The 13,958-nt window shown below is 70.7% G+C and carries 12 protein-coding genes; 5 read left to right on the top strand and 7 right to left on the bottom strand.

Annotated features, from left to right (window positions below; translation table 11 throughout):
* Positions 1-132 precede the first annotated feature (132 nt).
* The 5 genes from ACZ6C6_RS30635 to ACZ6C6_RS30615 all read right to left on the bottom strand — a co-directional run bounded on the left by ACZ6C6_RS30635 (position 133) and on the right by ACZ6C6_RS30615 (position 4,269).
* A complete protein-coding gene (locus ACZ6C6_RS30635) occupies positions 133-771 on the bottom strand; it encodes an aspartate/glutamate racemase family protein (RefSeq protein WP_469207461.1) in 639 nt (212 codons plus the stop codon).
* A gap of 21 nt (positions 772-792) precedes the next feature.
* A complete protein-coding gene (locus ACZ6C6_RS30630; protein WP_469207459.1) occupies positions 793-1,146 on the bottom strand; it encodes a GNAT family N-acetyltransferase in 354 nt (117 codons plus the stop codon).
* A 30-nt stretch (positions 1,147-1,176) separates the two neighbouring features.
* Positions 1,177-1,602: an aspartate 1-decarboxylase gene (gene panD, locus ACZ6C6_RS30625; protein ID WP_164398211.1), complete on the bottom strand. Its 426-nt coding sequence runs from the start codon at positions 1,600-1,602 to the stop codon at positions 1,177-1,179.
* Positions 1,603-1,805: 203 nt separating this feature from the next.
* Positions 1,806-2,687, bottom strand: a complete 882-nt coding sequence (locus ACZ6C6_RS30620; RefSeq protein ID WP_469207457.1) for a fructosamine kinase family protein — start codon at positions 2,685-2,687, stop codon at positions 1,806-1,808.
* Positions 2,688-2,721: 34 nt separating this feature from the next.
* Complete coding sequence (locus ACZ6C6_RS30615) at positions 2,722-4,269, bottom strand: GH39 family glycosyl hydrolase (RefSeq protein ID WP_469207455.1); 1,548 nt, start codon at positions 4,267-4,269, stop codon at positions 2,722-2,724.
* Between the two features lie 332 nt (positions 4,270-4,601).
* Between ACZ6C6_RS30615 and ACZ6C6_RS30610 the strand changes: the two genes are divergently transcribed.
* From ACZ6C6_RS30610 to ACZ6C6_RS30590, 5 genes are all read left to right on the top strand, one after another.
* On the top strand, positions 4,602-5,894 hold the full coding sequence (locus tag ACZ6C6_RS30610; protein WP_469207453.1) for an ABC transporter substrate-binding protein: 1,293 nt from the start codon (positions 4,602-4,604) through the stop codon (positions 5,892-5,894).
* 10 nt (positions 5,895-5,904) lie between these two features.
* Positions 5,905-6,927: a carbohydrate ABC transporter permease gene (locus ACZ6C6_RS30605; RefSeq protein WP_330314703.1), complete on the top strand. Its 1,023-nt coding sequence runs from the start codon at positions 5,905-5,907 to the stop codon at positions 6,925-6,927.
* A complete protein-coding gene (locus ACZ6C6_RS30600) occupies positions 6,927-7,820 on the top strand; it encodes a carbohydrate ABC transporter permease (protein ID WP_330314702.1) in 894 nt (297 codons plus the stop codon). The genes ACZ6C6_RS30605 and ACZ6C6_RS30600 overlap by 1 nt, the downstream gene beginning before the upstream one ends.
* Positions 7,821-7,945: 125 nt before the next feature.
* Positions 7,946-9,445 carry an arabinosylfuranosidase ArfA gene (gene arfA, locus ACZ6C6_RS30595; protein ID WP_469207450.1) on the top strand — a complete coding sequence of 500 codons (1,500 nt, stop codon included), beginning with the start codon at positions 7,946-7,948 and terminating at the stop codon, positions 9,443-9,445.
* Positions 9,442-11,238, top strand: coding sequence for a CocE/NonD family hydrolase (locus tag ACZ6C6_RS30590; RefSeq protein WP_469207448.1), 1,797 nt, complete (start codon positions 9,442-9,444; stop codon positions 11,236-11,238). Before arfA ends, ACZ6C6_RS30590 begins: the two co-directional genes overlap by 4 nt.
* Before the next feature lie 49 nt (positions 11,239-11,287).
* Here the strand turns inward: ACZ6C6_RS30590 and ACZ6C6_RS30585 are convergent, their stop codons facing one another.
* Complete coding sequence (locus ACZ6C6_RS30585) at positions 11,288-12,349, bottom strand: LacI family DNA-binding transcriptional regulator (RefSeq protein WP_469207446.1); 1,062 nt, start codon at positions 12,347-12,349, stop codon at positions 11,288-11,290.
* 73 nt (positions 12,350-12,422) lie between these two features.
* A complete protein-coding gene (locus ACZ6C6_RS30580) occupies positions 12,423-13,958 on the bottom strand; it encodes a glycoside hydrolase family 43 protein (protein ID WP_469207444.1) in 1,536 nt (511 codons plus the stop codon).

Below are 13,958 nucleotides of genomic sequence, written 5' to 3'. Positions count from 1 at the left end.
ATCTCGGGCCTCCGAACGATCGGGGGTGGACCTCTTCCACCGTCTCCCGGAGCGGCTGCCCGCGCCCGGCGAGCCCATACGTACGGGCGCCGATCCTTGCCGGGCACGGACGACGCGCACTCCCCGGCCGGGTCACCGCCCCGCGGCCACCACCGCGGCGGCCAGGCCGGGGCGCGGGCTGGACAGGACAGGGATTCCGGTGGTCGTACGCCCGGCCGCGCCCGCCATGGAGCCCTGGGCGAGCACGATGACGTCCGCGTCGCGCACCCCGTCGGCCGAGGCCGCCACCAGGTCGAGGAAGCCGTCGTTGTCCCCCGCCGTGAAGCGGTCCCAGGCGCCCTCCACCAGCACGGTGCGCACGTCCGCCCCCGGCAGCCCGGCACCGGCCGCCTCCTCGGCGAGCAGCGCGCGGGTCGGCTCCAGGGTCGAGGCGAGGGCGGCGAGGACGGTGACCCGGCCGGCCCGGACGGCCGCGGCCGCCATGGGCCGGTCGACACGCAGGACCGGAACGCCGACCGCGATGCCCGCCGCCTCCGCGACCGCCCCGATGGTGGAGCAGGTGCAGAGCACGGCGTCCGCGCCGTCGGCCCTCAGGTCCGCGACGACCGCCTCCACCTCGTCGGCCACCGCGTCGGGCCCCAGCGCCGCCGCCGTGGCCAGCAGCTCCTGCCGTACGACGTGGCGCAGAACGGTTCCCGGGTGGTCGGTGTCGCGCAGGGCGTCGAAGACCGGGACGTGGACGGGTGAGGTGTGCAGCAGCGCGAGCGTCACGGCCGGGCCGCTCCTTCCGGTTCAGTACAGCTCGGGGTGCGAGGCGAGCTGCGTCTTCGCGCGCTCCACCAGCCCTTCGGGCGCCTCGGGAGCCTCGCCGGGATGGCGCGATGCCCACTTGGCGGCGTACGGGCACAGCGGCACGACCGGGACGCCCTCGCGCCCCGCCATGGCGTAGAACTCCCTGACCAGGGCCCCGCCGATGCCCTTGCCCTCGTGCCCGGCCCCGACGACCGTGTGGACGGCGACGAGCCCGGCGGGCTCGCCGTCCAGCACGAAGTACGCGATGACACCGACGGCCTCGCCGCCCTCGTACGCGGACAGCTTGCCGGCCGCCCGGTCGTCACGGATCTCGGGCCCGGTCTGCTCTGCCATGGCGGTGTACCCCTCGTTCGACGAGCCGCCTCAGCGCGCCGCGGGCACCGCGTGCGGGCTGCGCTCGGTGTCACTGCCCGGCACGGGCGCGGAGGCGTCGGCACCGAGTGCGACGATGCGGTTGTCCGCGTCGACGTGCACGATACGCGGGACGAGGGCACGCGCCTCGGCATCCTCGACCTGGGCGTAACTGATGAGGATGACCAGATCACCCGGGTGCACCAGATGGGCGGCGGCACCGTTGATCCCGATCACACCGGAACCGCGCTCGCCCTCGATGACGTACGTCTCCAGCCGGGCACCGTTGTCGATGTCCACGATGTGCACGAGCTCACCGGGCAGCAGATCCGCTGCCTCCATCAGCTCGGCGTCGACGGTGACGGAACCCACGTAGTGCAGGTCGGCCTGGGTCACGGTGGCACGGTGGATCTTGGACTTGAACATCGTTCGCATCATCGAGGTACTCCTGGACGTAGGCTCCCTGCCTGGCCGTTTGCAGGTCAAGGGCTGGCTCTCCAGCCTACAGCGCGTCGCATCTCGGGTCAGCGTTCCCCGGGGCCCCGCGTCCTGCGCCCGATGGCCCCGCTCAGCCTCCCTCCCACGCGCACGGGGGTCTGTGCGCTCGGGTGCCGGGAGCCACAAGGTCGCGGTCGGCGGGCTCAGGAGCGCCGGAACGGGGCGAGTGTGGCGCGTACGAGGTCAGCGGCTCCCCAGTCCTCGTCGAACTGGGCGATGACGGACAGGTGCTGGCGCAACTGGAGGATCGGCATGCGTGCGCGCCAGTCCCGGTCGAGGCCGGTCAGCTCCGCGTAGACCTCGAAGAACACGTGCGACTCGGGCGGAGGCGACGTCGTCCACAGGTGGGCCAGGTCGACCTCCGCCCATGTGTAGGACACGGCCGGGTCGATCAGTGCGGGCCGCCCGTCGGGGGTGGCCATGACGTTCATCGTCCACAGGTCGCCATGCGTCAGGCACGCGGGCGCGACCGGCAGCAGGTCGGGCAGTCGGTTGCACAGCCGCTCCAGCGCCGCCCGGTCCGACGCGTCGAGCGCTTGCTCGACGCGTCGCTCGCCGAGCCAGCGCAGCAGACGGTTCCTTGCGAAGAACTCGTATCCGTCGTCGGCCCAGGTGTTGACCTGACGACGACGTCCCAGCCAGTTGTCCCGGTGCCACCCGAATCGGGGGTGCCGCGTGGCGGTGTGCAGGTGGGCCAGCACGTGTGCGAGCCGCTCCCAGAACGACTGGGTCTCCGGGCGGGGGCTCAGCGCGGACAGCACGAGTACGTCGCGGCCGGCGAGCACGACCTCGGGGGTGGTGATGCCTCCCGCCTCGCGCAACACGGCCAGCCCTTCGGCTTCCGCGGCGAAGACGTCGTCCGACGGTGACTCGGCGAACGCCTTGACGAACACCGACGTGCCGTCGGCGCGGCGGGCCAGTCCGCCGGTCGCGGCGAAACCTCCGGTGGCCGGCTCGACCGCGATGACATCGGTCAGGCCCGCCGCGTGGAGGCGGTCCCGCAGGGAGACGGTCGCCTTCGGCACGGGTGTGCTCCTCTCGTGCGGTGGGGTGGAGTGCTCAGTCCTGGGCCGCGGAGACGTCGGCCCCCTCGTCGCCGAGCCCGAACAGGCGGTCGTCGCTCCACCAGTCGGGCGTCTCGTCGGCGACCGGTGTGAGCTCCACGAGCGTCACCTCGTGCCGGCTCAGGACGAGGTGCACGTCGGCACGCCCGCCGGCCACGGGAACGTTCCCGTGCGAGCGGGCCGGTTCGGCCGCCTCGCGCAAGGCGTCGATCTGACGGTGGCCGGGCGCGAGCGGCCGGCCCATCTCGCACCAGGCGGCCCAGGGGTTGCCCGCCTCCTCACTCACGGAGCGGCGACGGAGATAGGCGGAGCCCCGCGCGTCCGGGGCTCCGACGGGCAGGGACAGCCGGAGGGAGTGCCCGTTCACGGGATCGCCGCCCGCCGGGTCGGCCGGTGCCCAGGCCAGCACGGTGATCCGGCCGTCGTCGTGCCGTGTCACCAGGTGGTCCTCACCCCGGGCAAGGATCTGCTCCCCCATCTCCGCCATGAATGTGTACAAGTGGTAGGTGGGCTTCTTGATCTGGCGGTGTGTCAGGAGGCCGAAGCCGCCATGGAACGGCGCCGTGGGTATGCCCACCTCTTCGAAGACGTCACTGAAGGTCCAGTACGAGAAGGAGTCCGCGAGGTCCCCTCCGTTCACGAGTACCGGGGCCAGGTACGCCGCATGGAACGCGGTGTCGTGGATCGGATTGTCCGGCCGGTACGAGGAGTTGAACTCCGTGATGTGCAAGGGGAGTTCCGCGAGCCGGGTGCCCGCCAGCTGCCGCCGCGGGGCCCCGAACTGCTCCAGCAGTGCCGACGCCGGCATGAGGGTCTGGTGAGCGCCGAACGGTACGGGCTGTACGGGGCCCGACGAGTAGGCGTGGCGGCTGACGAAATCGATGGGCAGGTCGCGAGCCTCCACGAACTCCGCGAAGCGCTGGATCCACTCGTCCTGGTAGCCCGGCGCCAGCGACGGACCGCCGACCTGGAGCCCGGCGTCGACCTCCTTGACGGCCAGCGAGGTCACCTCGTACAGGCGGTGATAGCCGTCCTGGTCGGAGGCCCAGAACGGAGCCAGGTTCGGCTCGTTCCACACCTCTACCGGCCACCGGCGCACCTGGTCGGCGCCGTAGCGGTCGATCAGGTGCCCCATGACGGCCCGGACGAGGTCCGCCCACTCCCTCTCGTCACGCGGAGGAGTGATGTTGCCCTTCCACCAGAACACGGTGTCGTCGCCGGAGGCCAGCCCCGAGGGCATGAACCCGAGTTCGAGGAAGGGCGCGATACCCATCTCCAGGTAGGCGTCGACCACTTGGTCGACGTACGTGAAGGCGTGACGTACGCGGCGCTCACCGGCGTGGTGGTAGGGGTGGTGGATGCCCATCCCGTCGCTGAGGAGGCCGTGCCCCCGGATGTACCGGAAACCGATGTCGCGCTGAACGAGGGCGAGCGATTCCTGGTAGTCGCGCCGTAGCGCGAGATCGAGGCGGCCGGTGCCGACGCAATGACGCCAGGCATCGGAGAGTCGGGCTGTCGACTGTCGGGGGACGACGATCCGCATGGTGGGGTTCCTCTGCTGCGGTGCGGCGCGAGGCGCGCCTGGACGGGCGGGCGGAAGGCCGGCGCTCGCTCAATGTGCTGCGCACCGTAGGGAGATCGGGAAAGCGGTGTCAAGACGTCGGACGGACCGCCCGGCGATCTTCGGACGCCCTCTCGCGGCCCGCAGCCCCGGCGATCGAAACGATCGATAACGATCCCGCAACTTGCGAAAACTAATGGTTGCTCAGCGTTCATTTCAGGCGGTAGACCTTGCACCTACCTCACGGGTGGCTCATTAATTTGCGCAAAAAACCCGGCAGTTGGACCACCGGCAACAGATCAGGAGTTCCCACGATGACGAGGAGAATCCGCAGCACGACCGGTGCCGCGATCGGCTTGTGCGTCGCACTCGCCGCTGCCGGCTGCGCGGGCGGCGGCGACGACGGCAGCGGTACGTCCGACGGGCACGCCACGGTGACCGTCTGGACGAATGCCATGGAGGGCCGGGGCGCCAAGTACTGGAAGGACGCCGCGAAGGCGTACCAGGCCCTGCACAAGGACGTGACGGTCAAGATCCAGTCGGTCCAGAACGAGGACCTCGACGGCAAGCTGCAGAACGCGCTCAACTCGAACTCGGCGCCGAGCATCTTCCTCCAGCGCGGCGGCGGCAAGATGCAGGCCATGGTCGACGCCGGGCAGATCCGGGCACTGGACCTGACCGACACCGACCGGGCGAACGTGGGCGAGGCGGCCCTGCAAGGTGTTTCGATCGACGGCACGGTCTACGCGATGCCGCTCGACACCCAGCCCGAAGGCATCTACTACAGCAAGGACCTGTTCAAGAAGGCCGGCATCACCGCGCCACCCACGACGATGGACGAGCTCACGGACGCCGTCGCCAAGCTGAAGACGGTCAAGGTCGCGCCGATCGCCGTCGGCGCCAAGGACGCCTGGCCGGCCGCGCACTGGTACTACAACTTCGTTCTGCGTGAGTGCAGCCAGGAGACCATGCAGGAGGCCGCCAAGTCGCTCACGTTCGACGACCCGTGCTGGAACAAGGCCGGCGAGGACCTGGCAGGTCTGCTGGGGCACGCCCCCTTCCAGAAGGGCTTCCTGACGGCGACCTCGCAGCAGGGAGCCGGATCGTCCGCCGGCATGCTCGCCAACCGCAAGGCGGCCATGGAGCTCATGGGCAACTGGGACCCCGGTGTGATCGCGGACCTGACGCCCGACAAGAAGCAGCTCCCCGACCTGGGATGGTTCCCCTTCCCCTCGGTGCCCGGCGGCAAGGGCGACCCGACCGCCATCATGGGCGGCGCCGGGGGCTACTCCCTCGCCAAGAACGCGCCGAAGGCGGCAGCGGACTTCCTCCGGTTCGTCGTGACCAAGGAGCAGCAGGAAGCGTACGGGAAGGCATTCGACACCATTCCGGTGAACAAGGCCGCCCAGGGGGTCGTCACCGAGACGTACAACATCTCGGCGCTGCAGGCGTTCAACAAGGCGGCGTACTCCATGCAGTTCCTCGACACCGTGTACGGCCAGAACGTCGGCAACGCCATGAACATCGCCGTCGTGAACCTGATGGCCGGCAAGGGCACGGCCGGCGACATCGTGAAGGACGTCAAAGCCGCCGCCGAGAAGGGCTGAGTAAGCAGACATGAGCGACACCCTGGGCGCTGACCCGGCCCACGGCCGCCAGTCGCAGGGCATGCAAGGGGCCAGGGGTGTGGCGAAGTCCGCAACCCCGGCTCCGCCGCGAGCGGCTGCCCACCGCCGAGGCCGTGCCAGGATGCGACTGGAGATCGCGGTCCTGTCCGCGCCGGCGATCATCATGTTCCTGGCGTTCGTGATCTTCCCGATCGTGCTCGCCGCGTACTACGGGTTCTACCGGTGGAAGGGCTACGGAGATCCCACCGACTGGGTCGGTCTGAGCAACTACAAGCTGATCCTGACCGACCCCGCGTTCCACGACGTCCTGTGGCACAACGGGCTGCTCCTCGTGCTGTCACTGGTCGTCCAGGGCCCGATAGCGATCGCCCTCGCCCTGCTGCTCAACCAGAAGATCCGCGGCCGCTCGGCGATCCGCGTCCTGATCTTCGTGCCCTACATCGTGTCCGAGATCATCGTCGGCATCGGCTGGGGCTTGATACTGCAGAGCGACGGCGCCGCCAACGGACTGCTGGAAAGGATCGGCCTGGGATCCCTGGCAGCCGACTGGATCGCCGACCCGGACCTGGCCATCTGGACCCTGGTCGCCATCATCACGTGGAAGTACATCGGCTTCGCGGTGATCCTCATGCTCGCCGGCCTCCAGTCGATCCCCGAGGAGATCTTCGAGGCCGCGCAGATCGACGGTGCCACCTACTGGCAGATCCAGCGCCGCATCACGCTGCCGCTGCTGGGGCCGACGATCCGCATCTGGGCCTTCCTGTCGATCATCGGCTCACTGCAGTTGTTCGACCTCGTCTACATCATCTGGGGCCCGTACGTCGCGGGCACGACCGGCACGTCGACGATGGCGATCTACATGCTCGCCCAGGGACGCAACGCGGGCAACTACGGCTACGGCAGCGCCGTCGCGGTGGTCATGTTCGTCATCTCGCTCGTCGTCGCCCTGATCTACCAGCGCTTCGTCCTGCGCCGCGACCTCCGGGGCGCCGTCACGGAAGGGACCGTGTGATGAGCGTGACGACCACCGTTTCCCGGACGTCCCCCGCGCCGGAGCCGACGCCACCCACCGGCCGCCGCGGCGCTCCGCAGAAGTGGGGCAGCCCGGTCGTCTACTTCGTCGCGCTGCTCTTCGTCGGTGTGTGCGTCGCACCGGTTCTCTACATCGTGCTCGGCGGATTCCGCTCCAACTCGCAGATCACCACGGATCCGGCCGGCCTGCCGCACCCTTGGGTGATCGGCAACTACACCGGCATCCTCACGTCGAACGTCTTCTGGGGCGAGTTCGCCAACTCCCTCATCGTCGCGATCGCCAGCACCGTCGGCATCGTCGCCACGGGGATGATGGTGAGCTTCGTCATCGCACGCTACGACTTCAAACTCAAGGGGGCGATGTACTCCCTGTTCGCCGCCGGGTTGATGTTCCCCCTGGTCATCGCGATCACTCCGCTGTACCTCGTCATCAAGGACCTCGGACTCGTCGACAGCCTGCTCGGCGTGATCATCCCGCAGATCGCCTTCGGCCTGCCGACCACCGTCATCATCCTCGTACCGTTCCTCAGGGCCATCCCGAACGAGATCGAGGAGGCCGCCGCGATCGACGGGCTGGGCCGGCTCGGCTTCTTCTTCCGCATGGTGCTGCCGCTGTCACTGCCCGGGGTGGTGACCGTCGGCATCCTCGGATTCGTCGGCAGCTGGAACAACTACATCCTGCCGCTGTACATCCTCAACACGCAGGCGAACTACACCCTGCCGCTCGGCGTCCAGGTCTTCACCTCGCAGTACTCCACGGACACCGCGAAGGTCCTCGCCTTCACCTCACTCGCCATGCTGCCCGCACTGGTCTTCTTCTCGATATTCGAGAGGCGCATCGTCGGTGGCCTCACCGGCGCCGTGAAGGGCTGACGCAGGCATCCGGCCCGCCGTACCGCCCACCCCTGCCCTGCCCCTGCCGCACGTCCCGGCGGGGGCGGGCCGCTGCCCGGTGCCGACCGCCCGGCACGCGCCATCACCGCGAAAGGACCGCCGCATTGCCCCGCGCCCACATAGAACTCGACAGGCAGGCCGTCATCGCCCCTGTCCAGCGCCGCACCTTCGGCTCGTTCGTCGAGCACCTCGGCCGGTGCGTGTACACCGGTCTCTACGAGCCGGGTCACCCGAGCGCGAACGCGGACGGGTTCCGCATGGACGTCGTCGGTCTCGTCCGGGAACTCGGCAGCACGACCATCCGCTACCCGGGCGGCAACTTCGTCTCCGGGTTCCGCTGGGAGGACTCGGTCGGCCCGCGCGAGAAGCGGCCGGTGCGCCGCGACCTCGCCTGGCGTTCACTCGAATCCAACCAGGTCGGTCTGGACGAGTTCGCGCGATGGCTCAGGCTCACCGGCTCCGAGTTGATGCTGGCCGTCAACGTCGCCACCCGGGGCATCCTGCCCGCACTCGACCTGCTGGAATACGCCAACCACCCGTCCGGCACGACGTTGTCGGACCTGCGCGTCGCCCATGGGACTCCCGAGCCGCACGACGTGCGCATGTGGTGCCTCGGCAACGAGATGGACGGGCCATGGCAGACCGGTTTCATGACGGCGGACGACTACGGCAAACTGGCCGCCCGCACCGCCGCCGCCATGAAGCGGGCCGACGAGAACCTCGAACTCGTTGTCTGCGGCTCCTCCGGATCGGCCATGCCGACCTTCGGCGACTGGGAACGCACCGTACTGGAGCACTGCTACGACCACGTCGACTACGTCTCCTGCCACGCGTACTACCAGGAGCACGACGGCGACCTCGGCTCCTTCCTCGCCTCGGCGACCGACATGGACTACTTCATCGACACCGTCGTCGCGACCGCCGACCACGTGGGGCACAAGAAGCGCTCGTCCAAGAAGATCGCTGTCTCCTTCGACGAGTGGAACGTCTGGTATCTCAAGGAGCACCAGGAATCCGACAAGATCCAGGACGAGTGGCAGCACGCACCCCGTCTCCTGGAGGACACCTACACCGTGGCGGACGCCGTGGTCGTCGGCAACCTGCTGATGACGCTGCTGCGCCGCAGCGACCGCGTCACCTCGGCGTCCCTGGCCCAGCTCGTCAACGTGATCGCGCCGATCATGACGGAACCCGGCGGCCCGGCCTGGCGGCAGACGACCTTCTACCCGTTCTCGATCACGAGCCGGCTGGCCACCGGAGAGGTGCTCCGCCCCCTGATCGACGCGCCGGTGTACGAAACGGCTCGCTACGGTGAGGCGTCCGTCATCGACGCCGTCGCGACCGCCGACGAGGACCGGGCCGCGATCTTCCTCGTCAACCGCGACACCGCGGAAGCGGCCGAGGTCACCGTGGACGTGCGCAGCCTCGGCCGCTCGCGCATCACGGAGGCGGTGACCCTGGCCGACTCCGACGTGTACGCCAGGAACACGCTCGCCCACCGGGACCGGGTGACCCCGGTCCCGAACACCGGCGCGGCACTCGCCGACGGCCTGCTCACCATCGAGCTGCCGCCGACCTCCTGGACGGCGGTCGCCCTGCGGTGAGCGACGACACGAGCGCGGCTCAACGGCAGACCGGCTTCCGGGCCACCGGCCCCGCGGACGATTCGGCGGACCCGGTCGCCGAACGCCGCGAGACAGCCTGCGCGTTGCGTGACGGGACGCGCCTGCGCACCCTGCTCCTCATTCCGCACGGACCTGGGCCCTGGCCCGCTCTGCTGACCCGCCACCCCTACGACGTCGCCCGTGACGAGCGCGAGGGGATGCTCGACGTCGGGCGGCTCGTCGCCGCCGGATACCTCGTCGCGCTCCAGGACGTCCGGGGCCGCCACGGCTCCGAGGGGGTGTTCGTCCCCTGTGCGCAGGAGGTGGACGACGGCGCCGACGCCGTGGCATGGCTCGCGGGGCTCCCCGAATGCGACGGCACCGTCGGGATGTGGGGCGCCTCCTACGCCTCGGACACGCAGTTCGCCGCCCTGCTCGGAGGCTCACCGGGGTTGCGGGCGGTCGCCGCGGCCATGACGCCCGCGTTGTCGGCACTCGACGGTTTCCGGTTCCGGGGCGGGGTGCCCGAGATCGGCAGCACCCTGGCGTGGACCCACTACGCGATCGCCCCGGACCAGATCGCGCGCATCGGTTCCGTACGCGAACGGGAGGCCGAGGCGGCACGGTGGGAGGCCACCGAGCGGGCGCTCACGGACCGTTCGGCGTTCCGGGTCGGGGCCCCGCACGCCGGGCAGGGCGCGGAGGCGATCGTCGCGTGGGGTCTGGAGCTGCTGCGGGAGCCGCTCGGGTCGGAACGTCATCGCGAGGGAAAGGTCGTCGACCGGATCGACGCCGTCGACGTACCGGTCTTCCTGATCGGCGGCTGGTTCGACGTCTTCCTCGGTCCGACCCTTGAGCTCTACCGGCGGCTGCTGCGCCGTGCGAAGGCCACCGGCGGGCCGGTCCCCCGCCTCCTGGTCGGCCCCTGGACGCACGACGACTTCTCGGGCCGGGCCGGCGGAGCGGGCTTCGGACCGGAGGCGTCCGCCGACCGTCTCGGCGGCCACGGGGACCTCACCACCCAGCACGTGCTGTGGTTCGGCGCCACTCTGCGCGCCGCGACGGCGGACCTGCCGCCGGTGCGGGTGTTCCTCATGGGCGCGAACCGGTGGATCGAACTGGAGGAGTTCCCTCCGCCCGGCACACGGTCGCTGGAGCTGTACCTGAATGCCGAAGGCACGCTGACGACAGAGGCGGCCGGGCCCGGCGAACGGCGGCTGACGAGCGATCCGGCGTGCCCCGTTCCCACGTGCGGCGGATCGGTGCTCCTCTTCGGGCCGTTCGGAGCGGGGCCGGAGGACCAGGCGGCGATCGAGGCGCGCCAGGATGTGGTCTCCTGGCGGACCGCACCGCTCACCGGGGAACTGACCGTGCTGGGCGCGGTCCGCGCCGTCGTCCACCTCACGACGACGGGGAACGACGCGGACGTGATCGTGCGGCTGTGCGACGAGGGCCCGGACGGTGTCGGTCGCGTCGTCACCGACGGGGTGCAGCGCGGTTCGGCGCGGTTCGTGGACCCGGTCACGGGCGTGGGCCGGCGACGGTCGTTGGAGCCGGGCCGGGACCACGAGTTCGTGATCGACCTCTGGTCGACGGCGCACACGTTCCTGCCGGGCCACCGGGTGCGCGTCGACGTCGCGCCCAGTTCGTCACCGCGCTGGGACGTCGGAAGCAACGTCTTCGACCCGGCCGGGCAGGCGGCGGAGCCCGTCGTCGCGGAGTACACGATCCGTCAGGGCGCCCCCCGCCCGAGCCGCCTCGTCCTCCAGGTCGTGCCGTCCGCGCCGTCCTGACGCGGGCGGGGACCACGACGGGAAAGCGGGCCCGGACCGTCCGCCCCGGTCAGCGGGGCGACGGCGCGAACGCCCGGACGGGACCGGTGGAGGCCCGGACGACCAGTTCCGTGGCCAGTTCCATGCGCGCGGGTGACCGGGCGCCCCCGTCCTCGCCCCGGGAGAGCTCGATGAGCAGCTTGACGGCGGCGGCGCCCAACTCGGTACTCGGCTGTCTGACCGTCGTCAGGCCGGGGGTGATGTACTGCGCCTCGGGCAGGTCGTCGAAGCCGATGACGCTGATGTCCTCGGGGATGCGCAGGCCCCGGACCGCCAGTGCGTCGTAGACGCCGAGGGCCATCGAGTCGGCGCAGGCGAAGATTCCGGTGATCCCCGGATCGCCGTCGAGCAGGGCATGGGTGGCGGTCGCCGCCTTCGCCCGGTTCCACGCGCCGTGGGCCACCGAAACGGTGGCGCTGCCGGCGGTCGTGGTATCGGCGGCCGCACGGAATCCGTCGACGCGCGCCCTGCTGAAGAGGTGGCGGGCATGGCCGGCGACCACGCCCATCCGCTCGTGCCCGAGCGACAGGAGGTGTTCCCCGGCCATACGGCCGCCTTCCCAGTTCGCCACTCCGACGCTCGCCACCCCGGAGGGGGGTGTGCTCATGGGGTCGATCAGCACGACGGGGACACCCGCGGCGAAAAGTGCGCCGAACTGCTGCGACGCGGGATCGACGAGCGTCCCGATCACACCGATGGTGCGCCTTCGCAGCAGCCGTGACACCCAGTCGCCCTGCGGCTGGGCGAGGGTCAGGACGACGTCGAGCCCCGCTGCCGCCGCTTCACGACCGACACCGGCTATCAGCAGGTTCGCCCAGGACCCCTCGAAGTGGGTGACCACCAGGTCGAGCACCTGGGAAAGACCGCCGCTGTCGTCGCGCGCCTTCTCGCTCTTGGCCCCGGCCCGGCGGGTGTAGCCGACGGCCCGCACGGCTTCCATGACCTTCGCGCGGGTCTCCGCCGAGACGTCCGTTCCGCCTCGCAGCACCTTGGACACCGTGGGAACGCTCGTACCGGCGGTCTTGGCCACCAGGGAGAGGGTGGGGCGCGATGCGGCTGGTCGGGGCGGCATGGAGAAAGGTTAGCCCAACCGAGGAGAGGGTCCTTCGCAGGCCGGAGGCGGCTTCGGGCGGGCGCACGGGGCCTCATGCGGACGGCTGCGGAGCCGGGACGTACTCGTACCAGTCGAACGCGACCGAGCCCCGTGTGGCGTACATGCCGATCACCCGGCCGGTGAATCCGCAGGCGACCTCGGTGGAGAGGTAGCGCCCGTCCAGTTCGGCCAGCGGCGAGGCGTCCGGCGCTCCGGGATCGCCGAGCCAGAAGGCGAGGGTGTCGGGGCCGGTGGTGCCGCCGTCCGTGAGGTGGGGGGACGCGGGGACGAGGTCGCGCGTGCGGATCGCCACGGTGAGGCGCAGCGGCCCGGCGGTGACCGGCCTGCGGGCCACGGTCCGGGCCAGGGGGCCGATGCGTGCGACGACGCGGACCTCCCCGTCGCCGGCCTCCACCTCGTAGTGGTGGGCCTCGTCCAGGCGTACGCAGAGACCGCCGCGGCCCGTGCCGGGGTCGATCAGTGCGGTGACCCGGCAGTCGTGGTGCTGCTGGCGGCGGCCGACGAAGGTGTACCCGGGGGTGTCCAGGGTGGGGCCCGTGGCGTGGAGAACCAGCCGGCCGGGCCGCTCGGTGAGGGACCAGGAGCCTTCCGGGCGGGTGAACGGCGAGATCCAGTGCGGCGCGAGGGCCGGCGCGTCGAAGTCGTCGCGGACGGGCGGCGCGGCGACGGGGTGCCAGGCACCGCCCGGGGCCGGGTGGCTCCCGGGGACGGGCGCGACGACGGGCCAGCCCTCGTCGTCCCATTCGACGGGCGTCAGGTACGTCTCGCGGCCGAGCACGTGCACATCGGGGGTGAAGCCGCGTGGGCGGACGCCGAGCAGCACCATCCACCAGCTGCCGTCGGGAGCCTGCACCAGGTCGGCGTGGCCGGTGTTCTGGATGGCGCGGGCGGTCCCGCTGTGGGAGAGCAGCGGGTTGGCGGGTGCGCCCTCCCAGGGGCCGCGCGGCGAGCGGCTGCGGGCGATGGACACGCTGTGGCCGCGTTCCGTGCCGCCTTCCGCGATCAGCAGGTACCACCAGTCGCCGATGCGGTAGAGGTGTGGTGCCTCGGGGAACTTGAGACCGCTGCCCGACCACGTGGGGAAGGGTCCTTCCAGGACCTCCCCCGTCACCGGGTCGATCCTGGCCATGTTGATGCCCCCGGCGGGTCCGGAGAAGGCGCACCAGCAGGTGCCGTCCTCCTCCCAGGCGAGGTCGGGGTCGATGCCGGTCAGGTCGAGCCACACCGGATCGCTCCACGGCCCCTCGGGCCGCTCGGCCGTGACGATGAAGTTGCCGCCCCCGTCGATGTTGGTGTTGATGACCCAGTAACGGCCGTCGTGGTGGCGGATCGTGGGGGCGTACAGGCCGCCGGAGGCCTTGGCGCCGGGGAGGGGCAGGGGCAGTTGCCCGGGCCGGTCGAGCACGTTGCCGATCTGCTCCCAGTGCACCAGGTCCTTGCTGTGGAAGAGGGGCAGCCCCGGGAAGTACTCGAAGCTGGAGCACACCAGGTAGTAGTCGTCACCGGCCCGGCAGACGCTCGGATCGGGGTGGAAGCCGCTGATCACCGGGTTGTCGTACGTGTGCAC

Source organism: Streptomyces sp. NPDC041814 (assembly GCF_055590565.1).
The sequence above is the reverse complement of the archived record's forward strand: the minus strand, read 5'-3'. Positions and strand labels throughout refer to the sequence as shown.